General features: G+C 37.7%; 23 protein-coding genes. 6 read left to right on the forward strand and 17 right to left on the reverse strand.

Annotated features, from left to right (window positions below):
- Nucleotides 1–60: 60 nt before the first annotated feature.
- The 11 genes from AAGF08_RS05695 to AAGF08_RS05745 all read right to left on the reverse strand — a co-directional run bounded on the left by AAGF08_RS05695 (nt 61) and on the right by AAGF08_RS05745 (nt 11,811).
- Nucleotides 61–537, reverse strand: coding sequence for an acyl-CoA thioesterase (locus AAGF08_RS05695; protein ID WP_343510134.1), 477 nt, complete (start codon nt 535–537; stop codon nt 61–63).
- 268 nt (nt 538–805) lie between these two features.
- Nucleotides 806–1,738 (reverse strand): SGNH/GDSL hydrolase family protein, encoded by a 933-nt coding sequence (locus AAGF08_RS05700; RefSeq protein ID WP_343510135.1) that lies wholly within the window; start codon nt 1,736–1,738, stop codon nt 806–808.
- Nucleotides 1,739–1,741: 3 nt separating this feature from the next.
- A complete protein-coding gene (locus AAGF08_RS05705) occupies nt 1,742–2,197 on the reverse strand; it encodes a DUF4440 domain-containing protein (protein ID WP_343510137.1) in 456 nt (151 codons plus the stop codon).
- 83 nt (nt 2,198–2,280) lie between these two features.
- The gene (locus AAGF08_RS05710) at nt 2,281–3,840 is read right to left on the reverse strand and encodes a M81 family metallopeptidase (protein WP_343510138.1); all 1,560 of its coding nucleotides are present in this window, start codon (nt 3,838–3,840) and stop codon (nt 2,281–2,283) included.
- A gap of 149 nt (nt 3,841–3,989) precedes the next feature.
- Complete coding sequence (locus tag AAGF08_RS05715; RefSeq protein WP_343510139.1) at nt 3,990–4,331, reverse strand: L-rhamnose mutarotase; 342 nt, start codon at nt 4,329–4,331, stop codon at nt 3,990–3,992.
- Between the two features lie 12 nt (nt 4,332–4,343).
- Nucleotides 4,344–5,159: a sugar phosphate isomerase/epimerase family protein gene (locus AAGF08_RS05720; protein WP_343510140.1), complete on the reverse strand. Its 816-nt coding sequence runs from the start codon at nt 5,157–5,159 to the stop codon at nt 4,344–4,346.
- A gap of 1 nt (nt 5,160) precedes the next feature.
- Nucleotides 5,161–6,183 (reverse strand): zinc-binding alcohol dehydrogenase family protein, encoded by a 1,023-nt coding sequence (locus AAGF08_RS05725; RefSeq protein ID WP_343510142.1) that lies wholly within the window; start codon nt 6,181–6,183, stop codon nt 5,161–5,163.
- Nucleotides 6,184–6,194: 11 nt separating this feature from the next.
- A complete protein-coding gene (locus AAGF08_RS05730; protein WP_343510143.1) occupies nt 6,195–7,127 on the reverse strand; it encodes an aldo/keto reductase in 933 nt (310 codons plus the stop codon).
- A gap of 18 nt (nt 7,128–7,145) precedes the next feature.
- Nucleotides 7,146–8,738, reverse strand: coding sequence for a sulfatase (locus tag AAGF08_RS05735; RefSeq protein WP_343510144.1), 1,593 nt, complete (start codon nt 8,736–8,738; stop codon nt 7,146–7,148).
- A 79-nt stretch (nt 8,739–8,817) separates the two neighbouring features.
- Nucleotides 8,818–9,549, reverse strand: coding sequence for a peptidylprolyl isomerase (locus tag AAGF08_RS05740; protein ID WP_343510145.1), 732 nt, complete (start codon nt 9,547–9,549; stop codon nt 8,818–8,820).
- Between the two features lie 24 nt (nt 9,550–9,573).
- Nucleotides 9,574–11,811, reverse strand: coding sequence for an FdhF/YdeP family oxidoreductase (locus AAGF08_RS05745; RefSeq protein WP_343510147.1), 2,238 nt, complete (start codon nt 11,809–11,811; stop codon nt 9,574–9,576).
- Between the two features lie 254 nt (nt 11,812–12,065).
- Between AAGF08_RS05745 and AAGF08_RS05750 the strand changes: the two genes are divergently transcribed.
- A complete protein-coding gene (locus AAGF08_RS05750; RefSeq protein WP_343510148.1) occupies nt 12,066–12,602 on the forward strand; it encodes a pyridoxamine 5'-phosphate oxidase family protein in 537 nt (178 codons plus the stop codon).
- 90 nt (nt 12,603–12,692) lie between these two features.
- On the opposite strand, the gene AAGF08_RS05755 is transcribed toward AAGF08_RS05750, so the two are convergent.
- The 4 genes from AAGF08_RS05755 to AAGF08_RS05770 all read right to left on the reverse strand — a co-directional run bounded on the left by AAGF08_RS05755 (nt 12,693) and on the right by AAGF08_RS05770 (nt 16,109).
- Nucleotides 12,693–13,499 (reverse strand): metallophosphoesterase, encoded by an 807-nt coding sequence (locus AAGF08_RS05755; protein ID WP_343510149.1) that lies wholly within the window; start codon nt 13,497–13,499, stop codon nt 12,693–12,695.
- A gap of 173 nt (nt 13,500–13,672) precedes the next feature.
- Nucleotides 13,673–14,629: an NAD(P)-dependent alcohol dehydrogenase gene (locus AAGF08_RS05760; RefSeq protein ID WP_343510150.1), complete on the reverse strand. Its 957-nt coding sequence runs from the start codon at nt 14,627–14,629 to the stop codon at nt 13,673–13,675.
- 129 nt (nt 14,630–14,758) lie between these two features.
- On the reverse strand, nt 14,759–15,586 hold the full coding sequence (locus AAGF08_RS05765) for a class I SAM-dependent methyltransferase (RefSeq protein ID WP_343510151.1): 828 nt from the start codon (nt 15,584–15,586) through the stop codon (nt 14,759–14,761).
- 10 nt (nt 15,587–15,596) lie between these two features.
- The gene (locus tag AAGF08_RS05770; RefSeq protein ID WP_343510152.1) at nt 15,597–16,109 is read right to left on the reverse strand and encodes an OsmC family protein; all 513 of its coding nucleotides are present in this window, start codon (nt 16,107–16,109) and stop codon (nt 15,597–15,599) included.
- Between the two features lie 369 nt (nt 16,110–16,478).
- Here AAGF08_RS05770 and AAGF08_RS05775 point away from each other — a divergent pair, with 369 nt between their 5' ends.
- Nucleotides 16,479–17,033 (forward strand): DUF2911 domain-containing protein, encoded by a 555-nt coding sequence (locus tag AAGF08_RS05775; protein ID WP_343510153.1) that lies wholly within the window; start codon nt 16,479–16,481, stop codon nt 17,031–17,033.
- A gap of 7 nt (nt 17,034–17,040) precedes the next feature.
- Here the strand turns inward: AAGF08_RS05775 and AAGF08_RS05780 are convergent, their stop codons facing one another.
- On the reverse strand, nt 17,041–18,327 hold the full coding sequence (locus AAGF08_RS05780; RefSeq protein ID WP_343510154.1) for an acetylxylan esterase: 1,287 nt from the start codon (nt 18,325–18,327) through the stop codon (nt 17,041–17,043).
- Between the two features lie 346 nt (nt 18,328–18,673).
- Here AAGF08_RS05780 and AAGF08_RS05785 point away from each other — a divergent pair, with 346 nt between their 5' ends.
- The 4 genes from AAGF08_RS05785 (at nt 18,674) to AAGF08_RS05800 (ending at nt 23,416) form a co-directional block, all read left to right on the forward strand.
- The gene (locus AAGF08_RS05785) at nt 18,674–19,303 is read left to right on the forward strand and encodes a hypothetical protein (RefSeq protein ID WP_343510155.1); all 630 of its coding nucleotides are present in this window, start codon (nt 18,674–18,676) and stop codon (nt 19,301–19,303) included.
- Nucleotides 19,304–19,667: 364 nt separating this feature from the next.
- Complete coding sequence (locus AAGF08_RS05790) at nt 19,668–20,849, forward strand: dicarboxylate/amino acid:cation symporter (protein ID WP_343510156.1); 1,182 nt, start codon at nt 19,668–19,670, stop codon at nt 20,847–20,849.
- A gap of 77 nt (nt 20,850–20,926) precedes the next feature.
- Nucleotides 20,927–22,027, forward strand: coding sequence for a hypothetical protein (locus AAGF08_RS05795; protein ID WP_343510157.1), 1,101 nt, complete (start codon nt 20,927–20,929; stop codon nt 22,025–22,027).
- A 48-nt stretch (nt 22,028–22,075) separates the two neighbouring features.
- Nucleotides 22,076–23,416 (forward strand): TRAFs-binding domain-containing protein, encoded by a 1,341-nt coding sequence (locus AAGF08_RS05800; RefSeq protein ID WP_343510158.1) that lies wholly within the window; start codon nt 22,076–22,078, stop codon nt 23,414–23,416.
- A gap of 21 nt (nt 23,417–23,437) precedes the next feature.
- On the opposite strand, the gene AAGF08_RS05805 is transcribed toward AAGF08_RS05800, so the two are convergent.
- Complete coding sequence (locus tag AAGF08_RS05805; protein WP_343510159.1) at nt 23,438–24,574, reverse strand: patatin-like phospholipase family protein; 1,137 nt, start codon at nt 24,572–24,574, stop codon at nt 23,438–23,440.
- Nucleotides 24,575–24,657: the final 83 nt, after the last annotated feature.

Consider the following 24,657-nt stretch of genomic DNA (forward strand, 5'->3'; position numbering starts at 1 on the left):
ATTAATCCATTTTAAGTTGCATACCTCACAGTAATCCGACTATGATAATTTGAATTAGAATTATTCATTAAAGAATGGCTTCATCTCATTGTGGATATTTTCTCTGAGTGTTTTGAGTCGGATCGCGTATTCCTCCAGCTTTTTTTCTTGATCTGACTGAGGGATCCAAGGTTTTACTTTTTTTGGATTTCCATGTTCGTCAACGGCTACAAATATGATGATACAATGCGTCTTTTTCTCAAACTCATGTTCTGAAAAATCTCTGGAATATACCTCTACCATAATATGGATGCTAGAGTTTCCGGTATAAATTACTGCCGCATCCACCTTGATAACTTCACCGATATTGATGGGTTTATAGAACCGTATGCCTCCGACATAAACAGTGACACAATAACTTTCTGCCCAAGTTCTCGCGCAGGTATAGGCTGCTTGATCAATCCACTTCATTACCACACCACCATGGACTTTTCCACCAAAATTGATGTCTGATGGTTCACTGATAAATTGGAATGAGGTTTTATGAAGATTTTCCATTAGGACTTTTTTAAAGGGTGTGTGAATACAATTAATGAAAAAATCACTGCAAATACAGCATAGAAAGCCGCTAAAATCAAAAGTAGGATGTTGTTAAATTGATTGGAGAGGTATTTCAACAAGGCCAAAGTTCCAATGTCATAGGAGCAAAGTTGTTTTTAACCATCCAGCCCATTTTAAGAGGCACTTTGGTCTGCAGAACCATTTAGGTGATGACTATTGCCAAAAACTAATTATTGAATGATTCAAATCTTCCTTTTTGGATTTGTTAGTTCAATAATTTTTGAATTTTTTCCTCTATTTTTTCCACTTGGACTTTTGCTTCTTTAAGGGATAAACCTTCTGCTAATCCCGGCCTTAAATGTCCAGTAGATCGAAGCCATGCATCTCTAAGTATTGCCTGCTTTTGTGTAATTAGAATTAATAATTCTATGGCGTTTTCTTCGGATTCAACTGCTTCTTCAAAAGTATCAAAACCATCTACTGATTCTCCAAAATATTCAAGAATCGGTTTAGCCATCAACCAATGACCAATTTCTCCCGGATGTATGCCATCTTTTGCCAAGTAGTACCTTGGGTTGGTGGAGCGTTTTTCTTCTAAAAATTTCCGCATTGGCCAGTGCAAGTCGATGACTTTCCAATAATCCGTATACCTTTTACTAATCAACCAATCTGAATAAATATCCAAAACGTTTGCATAGGCCTCTCCTTTTATTGGGTCGAATACCGGGGGAGTAACAAATACTGCAGCAGCAGCGATTGAATCAATCTTTCGGTTTAGCCATTCAATTCCTGATTTATAGGATGTAAAACGATTGTCGTCCAGAGGCAGGTAAATTCCATCGTTCATCCCATAATTAACAAAAACGATATCAGGTTGAATTTGCTGAAAAATTCGATCTAACCTTTCGTGCAGATCTGGCCTTGGAAAAGCTCCGCCGGCATGACCTTCTTCAGAAAGCCCCGAAACTGTCTCACTTGGTAATCCTAAATTTAGCCATTCAGTGGACGAACTAGGGTGTTTTAATCGGTAGTAAGTTTCTACAAAAGCGATATACTGACCTGAATAGGTGATGCTATTTCCTAGGAATAAAATCTGTTTGGTATCGGTAGAAGTATTAAAGTTTTCTTGTGCCAAAGAAACTTTATAAAGTAAAAAGCAACTGATTAAAATTGCAAAAACAGTGAGCTTGAAACGCATGACTTATTCTTTTTTAGCAGGAAAGCTGTGAAGGTTTTTTATCCGCCAACCCTCAGTCGTTCTGACCGCAATTACACTTTCTATCCAATGAATTTCACGATTGATTTGCCCATTGGCAGAAAAGGTGGCATAATTATGATAGATGGTATAACCCATATTTTGATCGACATGCGTTTCAATAAAATCAAATTTGTTGACACGCTCACTTGCTCCTCTTTTTTTTGCATCCTCTAAAATTCCTTTAATGATATCCATATCCCAGATTTCACCATTTTCCAAAATTTTGATGTCAGGTGTATAAAATTGATCAATTTGATTGAGATCATAAGTAGAAAACAATACCTCAAATGATTCCTGTACCAAATTTTGGATTTGGACTTCGTCTGAAAGAAGTTTCTCCTGTGCGAAAGAGGCAAAGCCTGTTACTAAAAAAAGGAAGGGATAAATTAGTTTTTTCATGATTTGTTGGGAGTATCTGGAATGAAGATAAAAAAATGCTGCTCCTTTTGAATACAGCATTTTAAATTAATTTTTTAAAGAGTTTATTTCAATTGATCGGAAGCAGGGATGAACTGTGTACCTAAGTCTGGATCAGGCATGTCTTTATCCAATGGAAACATCGGCCTTTTGATTCGCTTATATCCTAATCTTTCCAAATCCTGGTCTACACCACCCGGAGTCAAAGCCATGACCCAATCGCCTCTCATATCATACAACTCGGGCACCAAATAGCCTATCTTCACCACCACGATATCTGCTTCTCTTGGCTTCAGTCCGAGATCGGTAAAATCACTTTCGTTATGGTAGGGCTTTCGTTTTTTGGTGACAATAACATGTACTGAACCAATTTTTACTACGACTTCTACTTCAGCTGCTCCATCTCCTTCTTTGATAGCTTCTACAGTTCCTTTTAGTAAAACTGGAGGAGCAAAACGATCATCTACTGCAGCACCAGCAGTTCCTTCTACCATGCCGCCGACTCCTACCTCCATTACTTTTTCGACAAATTCAGGTCCAGGAATAGATGCATAGATTAAAGTTGGTCCATTCTCAGATTTAAACTCTGGCCTTTTTAGGATTTCGGTTATCGTCCAAGTAACATCCCCTGCACCTCCTGCAGTAGGGTTATCACCCATGTCACTGATCATGTAAGGCTTTTTATCACTGGCCAAAGCCATTTTCAGACTTTCGTCCAATGTTGCTACGGGTGCCACAAACTCAAATTCATTTCTCACATCCCAAAAGCTATTTGCCAGGTATTCAGCAGATTCCGAAACTGCTTTTTCATCGTCTCCAGTGACCATTACCACCGCATGATTTCTTGGTTCGTCTGCCCAGGCATAACCAATCCAAATAGCAGCATCAATTACTCCTTCCTTTTCTGTCTGGCTAGGAATTTTGGCGTAGAGGCTCTTTCCAGGATCAATTCGAGTACTGGTTTTTTCTCCAGGAAGTAGGATAGGAACAGGAATCCAAGCTTTATAAGCTGGTTTACCATTACCACTTTCCAATCTATCCAGCATATTTTCCACAGCTCTTTGTTTTGACTCCAACGCATCTTCGTGGGGAGCCATTCGGTAACAGGTGATTAAATCTGTGTGTTTAGCTAGTCTTTCTGAAACATTACCATGTAAATCCATCGAGGTAGAAATCAACGTTTCTGTTCCCACCACCTCGCGTACTTTGGCAATAAAATCTCCTTCGGGATCATCTAGTCCCACCACGCTCATCGCTCCATGGATATCAAAAAATAATCCATCGTATGGTAAGTTTTCTTTGAGCATTTCCAAAGTAACCCCAACTAAAGAGTCATAAGCCTCTCTGGTTACTATGCCTCCTGGGATTGCATGTCCTCTTAAGGTAGGAAACCATTTAGCACGTGCCCGATCCACGGAACCAGAATCCAAAAATGGATAGTAGCTGAATATTTCTTCTCCTACTCGGGTACGAAATGCAGCAGCATCACTTTGGGCAGGGGAAAAGGTACTGGATTCAATTGCCAATCCTGCGATAGCAATCTTTGGAAGTTTTTCTGAATCTTCAGGATTGCTACATCCAAAAGCAAGAAACATAGCCAAAAGGCCAAAAATTGAAATTCTCATAAAATTAGTGTTGGGTGTTTGAAATGTAGTAAATACAGATCATTTGGGCTTATGCAAGTATGAAGGATTTTCCTGAGTTTTTAAATATTCCAGTCTAATTGAACCTATGATATTTCAGTTTCATTAAATTTGGATATTTGAAGAATGAGTTATTCCCCAGACTTAAAAATTCTCTTCATCAAAACCCATTTTTCACCTGGTTTCGCCCAAGGAATTGGTTGCTGATATTTCCACATTAGGTTTTCCCATTTTTGAATAATTGGGTTGTCCGCATCTTTTTTCGCCTTTTCTTCGAAAGTGAAGTCGTCAACTGTTTCCAAAATCATAAACATTCGATTTCCGGTTCTGAAAATCTCAATATTTGTCACACCGCAATCAATGTCATGTTGGGTAACCTCTGGCCAGGCATTTCCGGCGGCATGATATTCTTCATATTCTTTGATGGAATCCGGGTCATCTATAAGGTCTAAGGTTAAGCAAAATCGCTGCATAATTTTTCTGTTTTAGCGAAAGTATTTTTTAAATGATTCAATGGTTTTTTCTGCTGCTTTATCTGAATTTGGTTCAGGAAAGGCTTCGGCAGAGATGTAGTGGGAATAGTTGATTTCCTTGATAGCTGAAGCAATTGAATCCATTTCAGTATGTCCCATCCCAATGGGTTTTCTATTGCTGTCTGCAAAATGAATATGGCCAATATGAGATCCTGCTGATCGAATACTTTCAGCCATATCCGCCTCTTCAATGTTCATATGAAAAAGATCTGCCAGTAGTTTTACCTGCTTTGTCTTGAGTTTTTCCAGTAATTCAACTCCGGATTTTAGGGTATTCATCAAGTTGGTTTCATACCGATTGAGCGGTTCATATATCAAGAAGCTCCCTGCTTCGGCAGCTTTTTCTCCTAGGATTTCCAAAGCATCAGCAAGCCAGGAAAGTGTTTTTTCGCGGTCATTTCCTGGTAATACATTTCCTTGCATGGATCCAATGATGGCAGGGGCACCAAAGGCAGCTCCAAAAGTGATCATATCAGAAATAAATGCAATCGCTTTTTCCCTGATTTCGGGATCCGGATCAGTTAAAGTCAATCCATGAATTACTTTTCCAGCTCCAGTGCCCACGGCAGATAGTTCTAGGTTGAATTTTTTCAAAAGCTGCTCTAAATGCGCAATCTCTAAGCTATCTGATGCAGGTGTAAATAACTCTATCGCATCAAAACCGAGATTGGAAGCTTTCTCCATTCCTTTTTCCAAGTCATGCCAATAGATCCAAGGTCCATAAGTTATTTGAGGTACGAGGGCTATGGTAGTACTAGATTTAATCATTTTAAGCTTGGTCAAAGTCTATCATTATTTTTGTTATTCCGACAGGATTTGCATCCCAATCGATCATTGTTTGGGGAGCTTCGTCAATGGTGACTACTTTACTGATCACATCATCTACAGGGAATTTGCCGGCTTCGAGATATTTGATAACTGTCGGAAAATCTCCCAGACAATTTCTGGAACCCAGAATCTCTATTTCTTTTTGGACAAAAAGTGAGGTGTTGAAATCCACCTCTTTTTTAGCATAGCCAATACAAACCACACGACCTGTAAAGGCAACTTCCTCAACAGCAGCTCGGTAAGTTGCGGGACTTCCCACTGCTTCAATGATTACATCAGGCCCGTCGTTATTGGAATATTTCTGAAGATTCTTGTGCAGGTTTTCTTTACTTGGGTTGATCGTATGAGCTACTCCGATTTTCTTGGCGATTGCCAGCTTATTATCATCTAAATCAATTGCTATTACTTTTGCCCCTCTTTCCACAGCTGAAGCAATGGCTCCCATCCCTACTATTCCGCAGCCTAAAACGGCTACAATATCTTCAGCAGAAATTCTTCCTCGTTCTGCCGCATGAAATCCAACAGTCAGGGGCTCTGCCAGAGCCAATTCCCGAAGCGATAGTTTTTCGGAAGGGAATGTGTCCTGATAGGGAACAGAGATGTACCTAGTCATGGCTCCAGGGCGTCTGACCCCCATGGTTTTATTGGTTTTGCAAGCATTTGGTCTTCCTTTTCTACAGGCTTTACATGTTCCGCAATTTTGATAAGGATAAATTGTCACATTGGTGCCAACTTTTATAGAATCAGGAACATCAGGACCAATTTCTTCAATCGTTCCACCTACTTCATGACCTAAAATATTTGGGTATTCCTGTAATGGGAAAAGCCCTCTAAAACTATTAAGATCTCCTCCACAGAAGCCCACCATTCCGACGCGGACCAAGACTTCTCCTTTACCTACTTTGGGCTTTTCTACTTCCTGGACCTCTGTCTTTCCAACTTCAGTAATTACAAGTGCTTTCATTTCAATAGATTTTATAGGTTGTTTTCTGGTTTTCCTTCAAACCACATTTTGTTTTTTACTGGGGCCAATAAGGAAGTTATTCCTTGCAAGAGCGATGCTGGGATTTCAAAATCAACGGCTTTCACGTTCTGCTTAATGATTTCCGGTTTATTCATTCCAACAATCGTCGTGGAGATATCAGGATGATCCATCGCGTATCGTAACGCAACATCGCTTAATTGTACGCCATGGTTTTTACACATGTCCAATAAAATTGGCTGCATGGCTTTCACTTCATCTGGTGAACGATGCCATTCAGGAATCGGAGCATCAGAAAGTATTCTTTGCATTAACGGTGCAGCATTCATCAATCCAAATCCTTTTTCTTTTGAAAGCGGAACCAGTTCATCATTAATTTCATCCTCCAACAAGTTGTAATGAGCCCATGAAAGGACGGTGTCGAGTTCCACTTCTCTTGCTATTTGAGCGAGGTACCTGACAGGCAATCCTGTGATGCCAATAAACCTGGCTTTGCCGCTTTTTTTAATTTCTTCAATTGCTGGAATCGCCTCTTCAATAATCTGTTTTTTGTCAACAAATTCTATGTCATGTAATTGGAAGAGATCCACATAATCAGTTTTCAGCCGACTTAAGGATTCATCAATGCTTTTAAAGATTCTTTCCTTTGAAAAATCAAACTCCTGAAGATCATATCGACCACATTTAGTAGCTAAAATGATGTCTTTTCTTTTTCCTTCCAAAGCTTTTCCCAATCGCTCTTCTGCCAAAGTCAAGCCATAAAAGGGAGAAACATCGAAGAAATTGACACCATGATCCAGAGCGTAGTGAACAGTTCTTTTGGCTTCTTCCAAGGTACATTCATCAAAGACATTTCCCAGGGGAGAAGCTCCAAAACCAAGAATGGAAACATCTAAATTAGTCTTTCCTAAGCGACGGTATTTCATGAGTTGATTATTGATTTATCAGTCTATGGTCTTACTTCCCCACCAATCTTTATTGGGTTGAAAATCCTTTGACAACATGGCTTTGCGCTGGTTTTCCAATCGATCTATCAAGGTAGTTCTATAGTTTTGGTTGACAATTGCTGCAGAATCCGGATTATATAAAGGGTCTTCTCTGGCCATATTTGCATTTCTTTCTGATAACCAAGTCAGTAATTCCTTCGACAATTCCGAGGTTTTAGTTGGGTTTTCGGAAGCTAAGTCATGCTCCTCACCCAAATCATTGGATAGATTATATAGCTCATTATGCCCATCTTCCCAATAGTGGATCAATTTCCAGTCTCCTTTTCGAATAGTGGAATTAGGTTCTCCTCCTTGATTACCATAATGCGGATAATGCCAATATAGGGTTCTTTCTTCCAGATTTCCTCCCTCTAAAAGTGGACGAATGCTTGTTCCGTCTAAAGTCTCATTGGCAGGGCTGATTCCGGCAAAGTCTAGGATAGTCGGATAAAAATCTATACCGCTCACTGGCGCATTGTTTTTTGCTCCATTGTTATTCAACCAAGGCACATATATAAGATATGGAATTCGTGTTCCTCCTTCAAATTGGTATCCTTTCCCGCCTCTGAGGGGATCAAGATTTGTGGAATAATTATCTCCAGAAACCACACCGCCATTATCTGATGTAAACATAATGATGGTATTCTCTTCCAATCCAAGTTCTTCAAGTTTTGATAATACTGCTCCAACAGCCTCATCCATTTGTTCGATCAATCCTGCATAAACCGGATTATCCTGATGTTTTCTTGCAGGTAAAACCCGCTCCATTTCAAACCCCGCACTATCAATTCCCATGGCTTCAGCCTTTTCTCTATACCTAGCCCATTTTTCCTCTGAAGTTTGGATGGGTGCATGCACTGCATAAAATGAGAGGTAAGCGAGAAATTTATCTTGTTGATGCTGCTCGATGAACAAGTTGGTTTCTTTGGCCAATTTCATGGATAGGCTCATTCCTTTTTCTTCAGGAAAGTCTTCCATAAATGGATTTTCGAAAGGAGAGAAGTAACCGCCAGAATAAGGGCCTCCTACATGATAACCACCTTTATTGATATCAAACCCATGATCTGTAGGAAGTGACTTTTCCTCCGCTGAACCCAAATGCCATTTTCCCGCAAAAAAAGTAGCATAGCCAGACTCTTTCAATGCCTCAGGAAGTGTGGTCATTTCCTTTGGAAGCTGGTGCTCGTAATCTGCCGGAAGTAATTTTGAATAACGTTTATAATTTCTCCAAGCCTCACCTGCCGGAGCTCCTATCCAATCTGTAATTCCATGATTTGCAGTGAACTTACCTGTCATGATACTTGCTCTGGAAGGACTACAAACTGCACTGTTGGCATAGCCATTTGTGAAAATCATGCTTTTAGAAGCAAGTTTGTCAAGATTTGGAGTTTCGTAAAACTCGCTTCCCATAAACCCCACATCATTGTAACCTAAATCATCCACAAGGATAAATACGATATTAGGTTTAGGAGTAGAATCACCCTTGGGGCTACATGAAAAAAGATAAATGCATGAGAGCCATAGGAGGGCCAAGGTTTTTAGGGTTTTCATTAAATGAGTTTAGGTTTTTGATCAAAAAGCGTATTCTTAGGGGTAAAACTATGAGTTCAGATCGGGAAATCAAATTTCATTACTTCAGCTTTTTTGGCTCATTTAGTAAGTACATTTTCATTCTGATAGGATTTATGGGTTCGTCCCTTTCACCGGTTTCGGTAGTCGCAATTTTATCCAATACCTCGTAGCCTATTTCCAATTCCCCGAAAACCGTATAGCCACCATCTAAATGTGGAGTACCCCCTACAGTTGTATAGAGTGTTTTTTGGGCCTCATTGATTGTAAGATTTCTCTCTTTGATATGTTCTTCTAAATCACTCTCTGAATAGGGTTTTCGATGCACTATATAGAACTGAGTACTACTGCTTGCTTTCTCAGGATTATTGTTTCTTGCCGCTGCTAAAGCACCTCTTCGATGGTAAATCCCTTGTTCAGTTCTGAATTCAGCCGGAATAAGTTCACCAGAAAATGGGTTTGGTTCTTCGTTTTCTGTTGGATTTGGTCTTCCACCTTGGATCATGAAATCATTGATGACTCGGTGAAATTCCAAGCTGTCATAATAATTTGATTTTACCTTCGCTACAAAATTATCTCGATGCAGAGGAGTTTGATTGTACAATTTCACCATCATATCACCTTTGCTTGTAGCGATCAAAATGTGGTAAAGACTGTCTTTTTTTGGAATTAGGGACTGAAAGGATTTAATTTTTTCAAGTTCCTGACCTGAATATTCAGAATTGATTTTACTTGATTGACAGGAGGTGATTCCAATGAATAAGAGTAGACCTAAATAAAGTTGACTTTTCATGCTTAATTAATTCAAAAGGTGATACTAGTTTTGGAGGATTTTTACCTTGACGGATTTACTTGCAGGGGTATTGCTTTTTCTTGCTTTTAATTGCAGCGGAACAAGCTCATTGCATTCGGGAAAATAGGTCGCGATGCACTTTGAAGGAATATCATAAGGAACTATTGTCAAACCTTTTACTTCCCTCAATTTACCTTCATATTCATTGTATAGAATTATAGGTTTTTGGATGTCAAGTTTAAAATGGGAAATATCATCTTTATTCATCAAAACTACCGTTCTGGTTCCATAGATTCCTCTGTATCGATCATCCATACCATAGATAGTGGTATTGAATTGATCATGACTTCTAATGGTCATCATCATCACTTCATCTTCTTCCAATTGGTAATCAGGTAGGGAATTAATTGTAAAACGGGCTTTTCCGATGTCATTGGTAAATTTACCCTCCCTTGGACCATTAGGCAATTCCAGAATGGACCTCTTATTTAATCTTTCATTAAATGACTCAAACCCTTTGACTGACTTGGCGATCAAATCCCGTATTTTGTCATAATTGTCTATCAAGGAATACCAATCTACAATTTTATTCCCCACTGTTCTTGAAGCGATTTGAGAGATAATATGAGGCTCGCTCAATAGATATTCTGACCTGGATGGTATGTTGCCCTGGGTACTATGAACCATCCCCATGGAATTTTCAACAGTTAGTTTTTGGACACCTGATTTTTCTTGAATAATATCAGTTCGGCCAAGACAAGGAAGGATAAAGCCAATTTCACCAGGATGTAAATGCGATCGGTTAAGTTTTGTGGAAATGTGAATTGTCATCGCACAATTTTCCAACGCTTGGGTGGTAACACTGGTGTCTGGGGCGGCAGAAAGTAGATTTCCACCCATGGACATAAATACTTTTCCGGGTTCGTTATGCATCAATTTAATTGCTCCCACGACATCTACCCCATGTTTTCTTGGTGGCTCAAAATGGAAAGTGGAGGCTAATGTATCCAGAAACTCTTTACTAGGACGTTCCCATATTCCCATGGTTCTGTCTCCCTGTACATTGCTGTGCCCTCTTACCGGACAGGTCCCAGCTCCTGGTTTGCCGATGCTTCCTTTCAGCAAAAGCAGATTAACGATTTCCTGGATGTTATCTACAGCATTTACATGTTGAGTTAATCCCATCGCCCAGCAAGCAATGATTTTATTCCTTTTGGAAACCAAATCGACAAATTCTTCAATTTGATTAGCTTCTAATCCCGTTCTGCCAACTAACGCTTCGGCATCTAATTCTTCCAAAGAATTTTTATAGACTTCAAAACCATCTGTTTTAGCTTGGATGAACTCTTGATCAATGACTGACGGATCCTTTTTAGCTTGTTCCAATAACTTTTTTGCAACAGTTTGAACTAAAGCTACGTCTTCGTTGATCCTGATTTGTAAGTAAAGATCTGCCAGAGTCGCTCCTATTCCTAAAATACCTGAAACAGTCTGAGGGTCTTCAAAACTCAGTAATCCTGCTTCTTTAAGAGGATTAATGACTACGATTTTTGCACCTTGTTCTTTTGCTTTTTTTAGAGAAGAAAGCATTCTGGGATGGTTGGTACCCGGATTCTGCCCAAAAATTAAAATCAATTCGGAATGATAGAAGTCTTCCAGAATTACGGAGCCCTTTCCGATTCCCAGTGTATGATTCAGCGCAACGCCACTGGATTCATGACACATGTTGGAGCAGTCAGGCATGTTATTGGTTCCGAAAATCCTTACAAAAAGTTGGTAGAGAAAAGCTGCTTCGTTGCTTGTTCTTCCTGATGTATAAAAGATGCCATCATCCGGTGTGGTTAGGCTTTTTAATTTGTTCCCGATCGTTTCAAAAACAGTATCCCATTCTACCGGGGAGTAATTTTTTTCTCCTTTTCGGATCATCATCGGTTGCGTCAATCGACCTTGATGCCCAAGCCAATAATCGCTTTGCTCCCGCATTTGAAAAATTGAATGTTTAGAAAAGAAGTTTGCATCAGCATTGCGATCGATTGCTTCTTCGGCGATTGCTTTTACACCGTTTTCACAGTATTCTCCAAGTTTGGATCGATGGGCAGGATCTGGCCAGGCACAACCCGGACAATCGACCCCATCTTTTTGATTCAATCTCCCGAGAATCTTGAAAGTCTTGTTGACTTTCATGGACTGAAAAGCCTTTTGCATCGCATGATAGACCGCTTTTGGCCCTGCTGCTGAAGTTGCGGGTTTACCTATTTTCATTGGGTTTTTGATTCGATGATTAAAAATACAATAAATAGGTAAAGGAACCTGATATAAATTTTCACCTCATTTTGGGGAATTTTTGCGAATCAGGATGTTTTCAAAGCCTATTTTTTGACTTATGGGATTTTAAAAAAAAAAATACTAATCAGGCTTTTAATGCAGTTTTAAGAGTGTTTTGAAATTTTGAAACAAAAATGGGCTGAAAGGCAAGAACTTTGCGCTTTTAAACTTACTAATTAAAAAAGAATATTATGGAAACTATAAATAAAGAAACAGAACATTCAAATGTGGAAAATCTCAAAGGAAAAGAAGCTATAAGCAAAATACGCGAGATGGTGGACTCCTCCAGTTTGTGCTTTTTCCAAACAGAAGTTTCATTTGATGAAAACCAATCCGCAAGACCAATGAGTATTCAAAAATCTGATGATGATGGAACACTTTGGTTTTTGAGTGCTGTAGATAGTGCAAAAAATGCAGAAATAAATAGCAATCCCAGAGCAAGACTTTTCTTTCAGAAAACGAGTGCCATGGAGTTTTTAGAACTTCAGGGAAATGCGGAGATCACTCAGGATAAAAAAATGATCTATGAACTTTGGGACGCAATGGCCAAAAATTGGTTCCCTCAAGGAAAAGATGATCCTAGAATTTCAGTGATTAAATTTACTCCACAAGCTGGTCATTATTGGGATACCAAACATGGTGCAGGGCTAGCAGGTGCTAAAATGCTGTTTGGGATCATTACCGGAAAGAAAGTCAACGTAGGCTTAGAAGGAGAATTGAAAATTTGAGATAAGGATCAGGGATATAAACTCTTAACATAATCACAATTCCTTATATGATAAAAAAATCCGATAGATATCGGATTTTTTTATGTTTAATTAAAGAGAATGTCCATTGAGTACGGTTCCGTCTTTCACAGTTTTTAGATAGGTAATGGTTTTACCATCTTCGAGAATCTCAACTACACGGTAAGTGTGAAATGGATTACCCCAGCTTCCTCCAAAATGCCCATCCCATAAATAGGGCTTGCCTCGGTTAATCATGATACCATCTACATCGTGGTCGTGTCCATGAAATACTGCCTTTACGTTTTTATGCTGAGCAATAACTTCCATGAGCTCATCACATTTTATTCCATGCCTGGTCCAGTCGTTTTGGGAAATATGGATGAAAACAAAGACATGTGAGAGACTATTAAAGTCCTCCAATTTTGATTTTAAAAAAGGGACATCTCCACAAAGGTATTCACCTGCTTCATTTGAACAGTTGAGCAAAATTACACCAGATCCATCTTTGGCCTTAAAAGAATGATTTTCAGGATAACCCCAAATTTTTTCCCATTCACCAGTTGCCACGCGGTCATGATTTCCTCGAGTGACGTAATAAGGAGGTTTTAAAGAGTCATAAAATGTTTTCACTTGAGGTAAAAATATTGGGTTATCGTGAACCAAATCACCGTTAAAAACCACGAAATCCACTTGTTCTTCTGCATTGATAGATTCCATTAAATTTTTATGTGTGCCTGTGAAATCAGTTTCCGGCTGTCCGAAATGCCCATCAGAGGCTACTATAAATCGTAGATTTTTTGGCTCTTCTTTTATTGTTTTGCCTAGACTATCCAGAGGTAAAGCCATTACCGCTGAGGAAAAAAGGGTGATTTTTTGAAGGAATGGACGTCGTTTCATATGCCTTTTGTACTTTCAGTCCCTCAATTTCAAAAAATAATTCGAAAATGGAATGTGCGTGAGAATTTATTAACTCTTGAAGAATTTTTATTCAATGGCTGTTTTTTATGAAATAACGGTGTGATTTGATCTTACTGCGAAAGAAATATCTTTGGATAATTAGAGTTGATTACTTAATAATTCACAACCACGTTTCCGGTTTTTTGACCAGAGAGTACATATTTATAAGCTTCAGAAATTTGATCTAAAGAATATTCTCTATCAATTACAGGTTTGAATTTACCGGTACTTAGCAAATCAATAATATAGGGCATTGTCTTTTTTAGGCTGAATGGAATTGGGAAAATGACTTTTTTATTTTGGATAATTTTTGTAGTTAAATCGAACCAGATATTTTCAGCATTAGGGCCAAGTTCGGAAGAAATATATACCCCTTTTTCTTTTAAGATTGGCTTACACGCACCAAAGGTACTTTTGCCTACTGTATCAAAAATAAAGTCAAACGAATTGCCAGTTTTTGTAAAGTCCTCTTTTGTGAAATCAATAATTTTATCGGCTCCTAAAGACTGCATCAATCCATTATTTTTGGAATTTGACGTGACGGTTATATCCACGTCAAATAACCGCACAAATTGCAAAAGAGCAGAACCAATAGCTCCCGTGGCTCCATTAATCAGGATTTCATTTCCAGGTTGAATGGCTACATAGTGAATGAAAGAATAAGCATAATGAGCGCCTTCCAAACTTGCTGCCGCTTGTTTGAAATCTATATTTTCAGGTATATTCAATAAAGAATTTTCCTTAATAGAAACTAGTTCCGACTGAGATTCCAGCCCCATATCCAAAAAGCTAAATACCCGATCTCCCTTCTTGAAAGAGGTTACATTTTTACCTGTCTCAATCACTTCACCTGCAAAATCAGTCCCTAAAATTATCTTTCTTGGCTTTGGAAAACCTAACATCACTTTCATGATAAAAGGCTTACCAGTAAGATTCGCACAGTCTGTTCTGTTGACAGTCGTTGACTTCACTTGTACAAGTACTTCGTCTTCCTTTGGAATAGGATCTTCTATTTCTTGAATAGTAATCGCATCGTGCGAGCCATAGGTTCTTCTGATTGCTGCCTTCAAATCTTATATATTAAAATTAGATAATGTTCTTTACCACTACTTAGACTCAATAACTTATTTAAGATTGAAAATCACCAGTTTTGATTTAAAAAATACTCTAAAGCTAGATTAAAATTAAATTCTGAAATCTTAAGCTAGAATAGGTTTGTATCCGAAGGAAACTACGAACTCACCTGGTATATCGTATCCGGATTTTGTTTTGAATGATTCAATAGACGCTCTAAACTCTTGTTGAGCCTCATTTCTTGTTTTTTCATCAAATCTTGAATAAGCCATTGCCACTGGGCCTCCCAAAAATGAAGCTTGACAGGCCTCATCAGCTGTGTTGTAATGGAGGTTTGTAGAGATTTTTTTAAGTGTAAAATTCTCAAAACCTGCTTTCTTGAAAGGGTAGTTAAGGTTTTCTCCTTCACCCAACTGAAAAAACATAGGGCAAACATCTGAACTTACGCGAGCATCCACGATCGGGAAAATTTCCGCCCAACCACATCGTTTTCTAGACCCCCAAACTACCACCACCACCTTTCCACCCGGTTTAAGGACTCGATACATTTCTTGCAAAGCTCGGTCGGGATCGGGTAAATACATCAGACCTAAAGAACAAGTAACCATATCAAAACTAGAATTCTTGAATGAAAGGATTTCTGCATCCATCTGTTTAAATTCTACATTAGAAAAGCGATTGGATTGGGCAGTAGCCGTTCCAATTTTAATCATTTCATCAGATATATCTGTTGCTATAATTCTACCTGAAGGACCCAAAAGTTTAGCCATCTGAAAAGTGATAAGCCCCGTGCCAGCTGCAATATCTAAAATGGAGTCGCCCGGTTTAATTTCCACATTTTCCAATAATAGATCATGGGCAGGTTTTAGTTGTGTTTGCCAGCTATTTTCATAAAACTTGGCAGCCTTATCCCAACCATATCTCTGTACTCTTCGCTGTAATTCGGGCTTCATTTTTAAGTAATTAAGATTCCTCTAATTCAACTTTTCTAATGCATTTCTGAGCTCTCGAAAAAACGTCAAGATAGGGGCTGTGTTTATCCCCTTCATCTAAAACTTTGTCAATGTCCATTTTGCTTGCAGGACTTTTAATTTTAACTATATACCGGATTTCTGAATACCCAGGAGGCGAATCTGATGTGTCAAATAGAGCTCCGTCATCATAATCTGCCTCGATTTGAACTTCTAAACTGTCTATTATGACATTTAATCTTGAAGCCCACATCATATACCCCATTGCTAGACAACTCCCTAATGCCGCTCTTCCTAAAACTCCAGGAGTAGGTCCTGTTCCATTTCCCCCGACTTGGCTGGGCATATCTGTATGAAAGACGTACTCACCTTCTTGGCTTTTGCATGATAAACCTGAGAGGATACGAGTCTTGGAGATCCCTATACCTAAGCCTAGTGCCGGTTTTAATCGTAAGGCTTTTTGGGTTCTCAGAAATTTTGTTTTGATTACTTCTTGTTCATTCATGGTTGACTGCTAATGCATTTAAATAGGTAAGGTAAATTAATCACCTGATCACATTTGGAATATTTATTGGATTATTTCAGTTTGAGTATACCAATTAATGAGCAAATTCTACCCTCCAGAAGATAATCCGCTTTTTAAAACGATACTGTTTAGTAGAACTGGAAATAGTAAAATGTAACTTAGTTTTTGAATAATACTTAAGTTATCCATTAATAATGAAGCATCCAAGGTTTGATTATTTGGAGCATATTTCATTAAAATACTGACATTTAAATTGTTATGTAATATTGATAGTTGAGATTTATCCTCACTGATGATAAATTTGGAATAAATGAATAATTTCAAAAATTATAACTAAAACCAAAATGCATGAAAAAGTATATTCTTTCTTTTGTTCTACTTTTAGGAATAGGATTGTCCACATTTGCACAATCTTTTAGAGGGCCTGATAAAAGTCCAATGGATGTTGCCTATTTGCCGGATAATTTTGCTCATGATCGTAAAGCTGGAGAGGAGGCAATTGCTAAAGCCTATTATAGCAGACCAAATAAGGCAGATAGAATAGTTTTTGGAGGGATTGTTCCTTTTGGCAAAGTTTGGCGATTAGGTGCAAATGAAGCGGTAGAGTTTAAGGCTTTTAAAGACCTTACCATAGGGGGAAAGAGTCTTAAAGCAGGAACCTACTCTATGTTTGCTATTCCGGGTGAAAGCGAATGGACTATTATTATTAATTCAGATTTGGATTATTGGGGCGCTTTCAAATACGATGAAAGCAAGGATGTAATTCGGTTTACAGTTGACTCAAAATCCAGTCCAGAAGTAGTAGAATCTTTCTCCATTCGATTTGAAGATCTTGGAAATAACACAGCGGTTATGCGTTTGGGTTGGGACCAGACTATGGTTGAAATCCCGATTGCTTATTAGATTAAAATCATAAAAATTTATTCATAAATCGGATAAAAACGGGGTAGTCAGAAGGAATAGTGCCATGACCACCTTCGTGCATGTAATAGCCTAATTTATTCTCAATCAATGAAGTGTCTCCAGGCAGAGGCATTTCATTGCTTTGGGGACCTTCTTCACCAAAGAGCTCATAAACTTTTTTCGCTTCCTGAGTTGCTAAAAATTCACCTTTAGGGTCTGACCAATAGTCTGTATTTCCGGTTTGAAGTAACAAAGGCCTTGGGGCAATCATGGCAACAAGAGCATGTGCATCAAAGGGGAAATCTTCTACATGCGTGGAATACGCATGATAATTTGGAGCGAACTGATACCCATATCTGGAAGAGTCAGACATATGCTTGATGTTTTCACCATAATCTCTTCTGGCAAGTGCGGCTCCTCCTTCTCCTGAGCAACTCGCAATGATCATTTTAAATCGCGTATCTCTAATTCCAGTCCAAAGCACTGTTTTTCCTAATCGAGAAACTCCCATCAATGCAATTCGATCTTCATCAATCTGATCGTCTTTTTCAAAATAATCCATGGCTCTGCTAAGTCCCCAAGACCATGCTGAAATTGTTCCCCACTCATCATCTTTAGGCTTAGTTTCACCTGGTTTTAGAAATTCCTTTCTGATACCATGTTCAAAACCCTCTTTAAAATCCGGATCTATGTCACCATAATAAACTGTAGCAAAACCATAGCCTTCATCTATGAATTGTTCCGCATTTGTAGGCCTAAACCTACTCGGCTGATCAGCTTTTACTTTTTGACCTTCTCTATTCCAGATCTCTCCAATTCTAACTTCTGGATCATCCACTGTTTGTGAATTTGCAGTGAAAGAAATCGTGAAGAATATTGGAGTTTTATTAGATGAATTTTTAGGTAAGTAAATCAGTAAATCCATAGGATGAGGTTTGCTGTTTTCTGTTAAATAAATTCTTACCTGCTTTCTAATCGCCTTTCCATTAAATGCTTCACCTTTCTTTTCATAAATATCATATTTGATCGATTTTGGGGCAGGAGGAGTTTTTCCATATTGAAGTTCAGCTACAGCTTTCAAAAGTTCAGGTCTTTTTTCATTAAACCAGGTTTCTGCATCAGTTACTTTCTGTCCATTTTTTAAAGTAAATAGATCAGGTAGCGTATAAGGTGGAATCGCATTTTCGTCATAATTGACGGGAAATCCAGCCACTACTGATGGAGGGGCTTGAGTTTGCTTTGCTATGCAAAGTTTAACTGAGAGAAGGAAGATAATAGTCAAAAGACCTTTCATACAGAAAAATAAAATTTATGAATCGTATTATTATAATCTTGTTTTTTAGAGAATTAAAATAAAAAATAAGTATTGATAAATGAAATAATTAGGTATTTGTTAGATTATTTTTTTGCTCTTTATTACTCAAAATTTTAAATAAAATATTGTAATAATTTTATTTATTAATATTCTAAATTCTTTTTTAGATAAATGCTTGAGTTTTTTATTCTTCAATCAATAGATAAAATTGATAAATAAATCCCTCTTTTTGTATTTCATTAGATAAAAATTAGATTTTGTATAACGATAAATGGATTTTAATAGTACATTCACCAATATTCTTTAAACATTTAAATTCAACCAAATGAAAAATTTTAAACTTGCATTTCTCTTGTTAGCAATGGTTTCTTATTCCTGTAGCAATGTAGATTTTGTTAATGATGATGTAAATGCTGATTCGGAAGTTTTATCAGCAGAAAGTGACTTTTCTCTAAAGTCAAAAGACATACTTATTTCAGGAAATTCCTTGAGACTTCGTAATGGAACACAAGAAATTAATGATCAACAAACTGATCCTAGTCTGATAAGGGGGGAAAGTGTCAGAATACCAGCCCTTTCTGGAGAAGATGTACCTGTTGAAGTCCCAATGGGATCTTGGGTGACTATAAATTTCACCCTCCAAGCTGAAATTAATGAAGGTGAATGTCCAGAGAGCTTATCAGAAGAGCAGATAAATTCCATCTTAGCTGATGCTGAAAATTTTATTGAATCTGTTGGACTTTCAATAGAGTTTAACGGTGAAGAAATTGATGTTTTTTCAAATTTAAGATCTGATAGAATTAGACTTGTAATAAATAATAGTGGAAATTGTCAGTATATCCTTCCTTTTAGATATTACTTAAACCCACAAGCTAAAGGAGATTATACCCTTATTTCTATGTTTGGAGGAGTCGAGTACTCTAGAACTATCTCGTGGGTCCCAGAGGAAGAGTAAATAACATTTTGTTAGTTCTCTAGTATTTTTGTAAAGACGGATTATTCTTAAGTCTTAAACTCAATTATTAGATTTGATTTCGAGAAAGCGGTGTGTGTCTAAAAAAGGCATACACCGCTTTTTTTATTTGTTCTATTGCTCTAAGATTTAAAGTTCTGCTTTATGGAAAACATGATGTTTGAATTCTTTTTCTCAAATGTCTATTCCATCAATAGTGACTTATTTGATTCCAAATAAGAATATGAAGTAGAGATTCGTCAATAAATTCTAACGCATTAGTCTCATCACTGACATTCCTTCTATCTTAGTAATTTAAAAATTCAAAGATGCTGCTTAAAGCTGATTTAGAATCAAAGTCTAAAAAATGAAAAAACTATTCTCTAATCTCCTTTTTAAAGTTTTTGTTGCCATTGTACTTGGGATCATTTTTGGTCTTTATTTACCGGAGTCTATCAACAGAATCTTCGCGACCTTCAATGCGTTTTTTGGGCAATTCCTAAATTTTGCTATCCCTCTGATCATTTTGGGATTAATTATGCCTTCGATTTCGGACCTTGGTAAAGGTGCGGGTAAACTTTTACTGATTACTGCCGCAATAGCTTATGGGTCAACGATCTTTTCAGGCTTTATGAGTTATTTTACCTCTTCCACAATTTTTCCCTCACTGCTATCTTCTCATATAAATGAATCAACTGAGATCACTGAGAGTGGGAGGGATTTAGAGCCATATTTCAGTATTACTATTCCTGCAGTGATAGATGTGATGTCAGCATTGGTCTTAGCTTTTGTAATTGGTTTGGGGCTTTCATATCAAGAGGATTCTGCGCTGAAAAAAGTGGTAAAGAATTTTGAAACGATCATTATGCAACTCATAGAGAATGTCATCGTTCCTTTATTGCCTCTTTTCATCTTAGGTATTTTTGCCAATATGGCATTTAGCGGTCAGGTATATTCAATCCTCTCTGTATTCCTAAATATCATTGGTGTGATCTTCGCAATGCATATTTTCTTGTTGATTTTGCAATATGTAATTACAGGTGCAATTGTGAAGAAAAACCCAATTAAGCTTTTGATAACTATGATGCCAGCCTATTTTACCGCTTTGGGTACGCAATCTTCAGCTGCTACAATTCCAGTAACATTAGAGCAAGCAGAAAAAAATGGTGTTTCACCAAAAATTGCTGGTTTTGTAATACCTCTATGCGCAACTATTCATCTTTCAGGAAGTATCATGAAAATCACTGCTTGCGCAATGGCCTTAATGATTTTGGAAGAAGTTCCTTTTGATTTCGGAATGTTTGCTGGATTTATTTTCATGCTAGGAATAGCGATGGTCGCGGCACCTGGGGTTCCGGGAGGAGCAATAATGGCAGCTATTGGTGTCCTTCAATCCATACTAGGATTTAATGAAGAAATGATCGGATTGATGATTGCCCTTTACATTGCGATGGACAGTTTTGGGACTGCATGTAACGTGACAGGCGATGGTGCAATTGCCTTAGTAGTGGATAGGATTACGAAAGAAGAATCAAGAGAAGTTGAATAAAACTTATGTTTGAGTTCTAAATGATTCAGTTATTGATTAAATTTTTAGCATAGTATTTCGAGCAAATAGCTAACAAGATGGAAACTATTAAAATTTTTCTTTCAAGTAGAGTCAATTCCTCTTTTTCAAATCTTGACCCAAAGAAATCACTGAAAGATCTTAGGAAATTTCTACAGGAAGAAATTGAAAAAGAATACTTTTTAGAAGAGAAAATATTTGAGGTTTTGATTAACGAAGGAACTTTTGATTCTACTCTTTCAAAAGATGCTTTTGAAAATTGTATGGATAGTCTGCGGTCGTCTAACGTAATAATAATTCTTTTCAATGGGGAGGCAGGCTGGCCAATTGCGGACTTAGATTCTTCTAACGGAATATGTCACGAGGAATATCTGGCGGCATTGCAGGAATTTGGTGATATGAGTTTTGGGATTAACATCAGTAAATTCTTTAAACTTCCCGAAAAGGGAAAGGCATTTGAGAGAAATGAAAGTTTTGCACTGGATGTCGAAAATGATTTTAAGCACATGGAGACCATTGAGGCAAAAGACTTTAATGAGTTGAAAAATAAATGCCTTATCCAAATCAAGAGGTATTTGATTAAAGCTCTTGAAAATTCATTTAGAACTCAGAAAAGAGTAGTGGCAGGCTCATCAATTATCCCAGAGACGCTGGATTGGAGTAAGCTTTCTTACTCAGAAAGAATAGCCAAGATGAAAGAAACCCTTCAGTCCGCTTTAGTTTCCAACCCTGTTTTTTCTAACATGATTTGTAGATACTATGCGGTGCCGGATAGCATGTCAGTTGCTGATGCTAGAAATCAATTGGGAAGACCATTCTTATATGAGCAGAATGAAATCATTGGAAGTGGAAAAACCGCAGGGGTTGTTCATTTTATAGCAGTATATGGTAGAGTTACTGCATCTCAGGTAAAAAGTCTCGTGGGATATCCCGATTTGACTGTGATCAATACTCCCTTTGGCTTCTATTTATGGGAGAAAAACGTTCATATTCAGATATTCTTTCTTCAAAGTTGTATCAATTCCAACTTAATCAAATTGCGGATTGGGCAGATTGAGATCTGGTTAAATTCGTCAAGGGAGAAAGCAAATATTCAAATGAGAGCCGAAAGGAGGTTTCAAATCTTAAATGCAATTAATGAAGCCAAAATTATTGAATAGAATCTTTGAAAGTATGTTAGCAAATTTTTAAAAATTAATTCTTCAGCCATGAAACCACTTTGTTTTGTAATCATGCCTTTCGGCAAAAAACCTGATTCAACAGGAAGAATCATAAATTTTGATGAAGTATATGAGAAATTTATTAGACCAGTAATAGAAGAATCCGGATTGGAATCTATTCGGGCTGATCAGGAAATGATGGGAGGGATCATTCATAAGCCGATGTATGAGCGATTGATTCTTTGCGATTTTGCAATAGCAGACTTGACCACCGCAAATGCCAACGTTTTTTATGAATTAGGAATTCGTTATACAGCTAAGCCATTTACGACTTTTAGCATTTTTGAGACAGGTACTAAAATACCATTTGATTTGGTTGATGTACGCTGTTTCCCTTACACAATAGTTGATAATGAAATTGTAGACTTGGAAGATAAAAAGGAAGCATTAAAAGCATATATAGCTGGTATAAAAAAGAAAAAAATCACAGATAGCCCAATTTATCAGTTAATGGATGGGATAGAATTCAAACATAATCTTTCCATTGATAAAGTAGATATGCTCCGAGAAAGAGCAAAACAGGACAATAAAGTAAATGAGCAGGTTAAAGAGATTTTAAACTTAGATAAAAAGGAAGAAAGGGCTAAAAAACTGAAGGAGTTAGAGCAAACCCTTCCTCCTAAAGAGGATTGGGATGCAGGAATGGCGATTAATTTTATTTTGGCATATCGGTCCATCAATGGATTTCAGGAAATGGTGGATTTTATTGAATCCTTACCCAATCATCTAAAAGGCACAGTTACAGTGCAGGAACAGTATGGCTTTGCTTTGAACCGGGCAGGGGAAAAAGATAAAGCAATAGAAGTACTTACTAAACTGGTAGAGGAAAAGGGTTCTAATAGCGAGACTCTGGGGATTCTTGGTAGGATTTATAAGGATAAATACAATGAAGTCAAAAACTCAAAAGCTTTCTTGGCGAAAGGGTTTTTGAATAAGGCAATTGAAATTTATACCGAAGGATTTCAGTCCGATTTAAGAGATTTTTATCCGGGGATAAATGCAGCAACTTTGAAATTTGCAAGAGGGGATAAGGATACTGTTGACTTTGCAAAAGTTGTGGAGTATTCAGTATTGACGTATTTGGAAAAGAAAAGTAAGATTTCAATGCGTAAAGCTCCTTCTAATTTTGATGATTACTGGCCTCAAGCAACTCTTTTGGAGTTAGCGCTCTTGCAAAATGATCAAGATAAAGCTTCCGAATATTTATCAGCTGCCATTAGTACACCTCATGAGAATTGGCAAACAGATTCTACCGCCAATAACCTTGAACTATATAAAGTCCAAGGCGATTGGGTGGAAGAAGTTATTCAAGTTCTTTTAGAGAGTTGATAGCTAAAGTTAATTGTGGATTTATTCAAAATGAAAATCCTTAACGGAATCTTTTGCAGCTGCAGCTCCTATTACATAAAGCTCTTCTCTGTTTTGAGCATTGCTCATTTCTATGAGGCTTTCTACCTCTTTCTCAGAAAAAGTTTTTCCTAAGCCTAAGCCGTTTAATTCGCTTTCTGTCATGGCAAAATTGTACCTCAGATATTTTATCAAAGGTTTGCCTCCGATATAATCATCTCTTAAGGTTTCAATTTCCATATCAATATAATGAGCAGTGGGAGAGTTGGAGAGCCATTGAAGCATAATTTGGTTTTGCCAGCTGGCATCTTGCATCAGCATATCCGGCACGTTCATGGCCCAGGTTTTCATCCAGGCTTCTTTGATTTCACCAACCTGCTTTTTGAAAACACTGTACCCAGTTCCTACGGAAACAACAGTCATTTTATCTTCACCCATTTCCCAATGGAATGGAAAACCTTTAAGGGTAGCTACCATCAAAAGAGTCATGGCAGGATTATTAGCCATACTCACACCACCATCTACAAAAGCTGCTTTTTGACCATCACCCACATCAATCATTTGAGGTGCAAAATATGTTGGAGCAGCACTACTGGCCCTGACTGCCTGCCATAGTGGAATGTTTTTATTTTTTCCTAAACTAGTATCAAAAAATTTCCCTTGAGGGTGGTTTATCAAGGGCCAGACGCTATTGGTGTCAGCTCTTTTCGCCACAATACAAAGCCCGGTTTTAATCTGATCGCTACCTAAAGTGATGTCTCCAAATGCTCCTTTCAATGATTTTTCTAAAACGGAATAATCATAGTTGGCCTTTAGGAATTTCCAGGTTTGAAGAGGGTTCCAAAAGCTATATTTTTTACCGAAAATCTTCCCTCCAAGATCCATATATAGATCTTTAATTTCATCCACTTTCATTCCGATTGCCAAGGCAGTAGCGATAATTGAACCTGTGGAAGTTCCGCCAATCAAATCAAAATGATCGCACATTAAATAATCTTTCCCGTATTTTTCCTGAAGGATGGTTTCGATCTTTTTAAGGTATCCTAGACTCAGGGCTCCTCTTATTCCACCGCCATCTAGTGAAAGTATGTTTTTGGGCCCTGTGGATGGGCTAAGATGATCGTGAAGAGTTTTTTTCATGATATTTGAGCTAAAAGTTAAAAGTTTAGCTTAAAATACTCTTTTTCTAGCATTGAATAAAACGAGGCATTGATGTTTTAGAG

Origin of the sequence: Algoriphagus sp. SE2, from assembly GCF_039563885.1 — a bacterium.
Taxonomy (GTDB): Bacteria; Bacteroidota; Bacteroidia; order Cytophagales; family Cyclobacteriaceae; genus Algoriphagus.

Excerpts from the sequence above, each read along its gene's own strand:
- AAGF08_RS05745 (WP_343510147.1), bottom strand. The coding sequence starts at position 11,811 with ATGAAAATAGGTAAACCCGCAACTTCAGCAGCAGGGCCAAAAGCGGTC.
- AAGF08_RS05755 (WP_343510149.1), bottom strand. The coding sequence starts at position 13,499 with ATGAAACGACGTCCATTCCTTCAAAAAATCACCCTTTTTTCCTCAGCG.
- AAGF08_RS05800 (WP_343510158.1), top strand. The coding sequence starts at position 22,076 with ATGAAACCACTTTGTTTTGTAATCATGCCTTTCGGCAAAAAACCTGAT.
- AAGF08_RS05740 (WP_343510145.1), bottom strand. The coding sequence starts at position 9,549 with ATGAAAAGTCAACTTTATTTAGGTCTACTCTTATTCATTGGAATCACC.
- AAGF08_RS05710 (WP_343510138.1), bottom strand. The coding sequence starts at position 3,840 with ATGAGAATTTCAATTTTTGGCCTTTTGGCTATGTTTCTTGCTTTTGGA.
- AAGF08_RS05720 (WP_343510140.1), bottom strand. The coding sequence starts at position 5,159 with ATGATTAAATCTAGTACTACCATAGCCCTCGTACCTCAAATAACTTAT.
- AAGF08_RS05765 (WP_343510151.1), bottom strand. The coding sequence starts at position 15,586 with ATGAAGCCCGAATTACAGCGAAGAGTACAGAGATATGGTTGGGATAAG.
- AAGF08_RS05790 (WP_343510156.1), top strand. The coding sequence starts at position 19,668 with ATGAAAAAACTATTCTCTAATCTCCTTTTTAAAGTTTTTGTTGCCATT.
- AAGF08_RS05700 (WP_343510135.1), bottom strand. The coding sequence starts at position 1,738 with ATGCGTTTCAAGCTCACTGTTTTTGCAATTTTAATCAGTTGCTTTTTA.
- AAGF08_RS05780 (WP_343510154.1), bottom strand. The coding sequence starts at position 18,327 with ATGAAAGGTCTTTTGACTATTATCTTCCTTCTCTCAGTTAAACTTTGC.
- AAGF08_RS05785 (WP_343510155.1), top strand. The coding sequence starts at position 18,674 with ATGAAAAATTTTAAACTTGCATTTCTCTTGTTAGCAATGGTTTCTTAT.
- AAGF08_RS05695 (WP_343510134.1), bottom strand. The coding sequence starts at position 537 with ATGGAAAATCTTCATAAAACCTCATTCCAATTTATCAGTGAACCATCA.
- AAGF08_RS05805 (WP_343510159.1), bottom strand. The coding sequence starts at position 24,574 with ATGAAAAAAACTCTTCACGATCATCTTAGCCCATCCACAGGGCCCAAA.
- AAGF08_RS05705 (WP_343510137.1), bottom strand. The coding sequence starts at position 2,197 with ATGAAAAAACTAATTTATCCCTTCCTTTTTTTAGTAACAGGCTTTGCC.
- AAGF08_RS05715 (WP_343510139.1), bottom strand. The coding sequence starts at position 4,331 with ATGCAGCGATTTTGCTTAACCTTAGACCTTATAGATGACCCGGATTCC.
- AAGF08_RS05730 (WP_343510143.1), bottom strand. The coding sequence starts at position 7,127 with ATGAAATACCGTCGCTTAGGAAAGACTAATTTAGATGTTTCCATTCTT.
- AAGF08_RS05750 (WP_343510148.1), top strand. The coding sequence starts at position 12,066 with ATGGAAACTATAAATAAAGAAACAGAACATTCAAATGTGGAAAATCTC.
- AAGF08_RS05735 (WP_343510144.1), bottom strand. The coding sequence starts at position 8,738 with ATGAAAACCCTAAAAACCTTGGCCCTCCTATGGCTCTCATGCATTTAT.
- AAGF08_RS05795 (WP_343510157.1), top strand. The coding sequence starts at position 20,927 with ATGGAAACTATTAAAATTTTTCTTTCAAGTAGAGTCAATTCCTCTTTT.
- AAGF08_RS05725 (WP_343510142.1), bottom strand. The coding sequence starts at position 6,183 with ATGAAAGCACTTGTAATTACTGAAGTTGGAAAGACAGAGGTCCAGGAA.
- AAGF08_RS05770 (WP_343510152.1), bottom strand. The coding sequence starts at position 16,109 with ATGAATGAACAAGAAGTAATCAAAACAAAATTTCTGAGAACCCAAAAA.
- AAGF08_RS05775 (WP_343510153.1), top strand. The coding sequence starts at position 16,479 with ATGAAAAAGTATATTCTTTCTTTTGTTCTACTTTTAGGAATAGGATTG.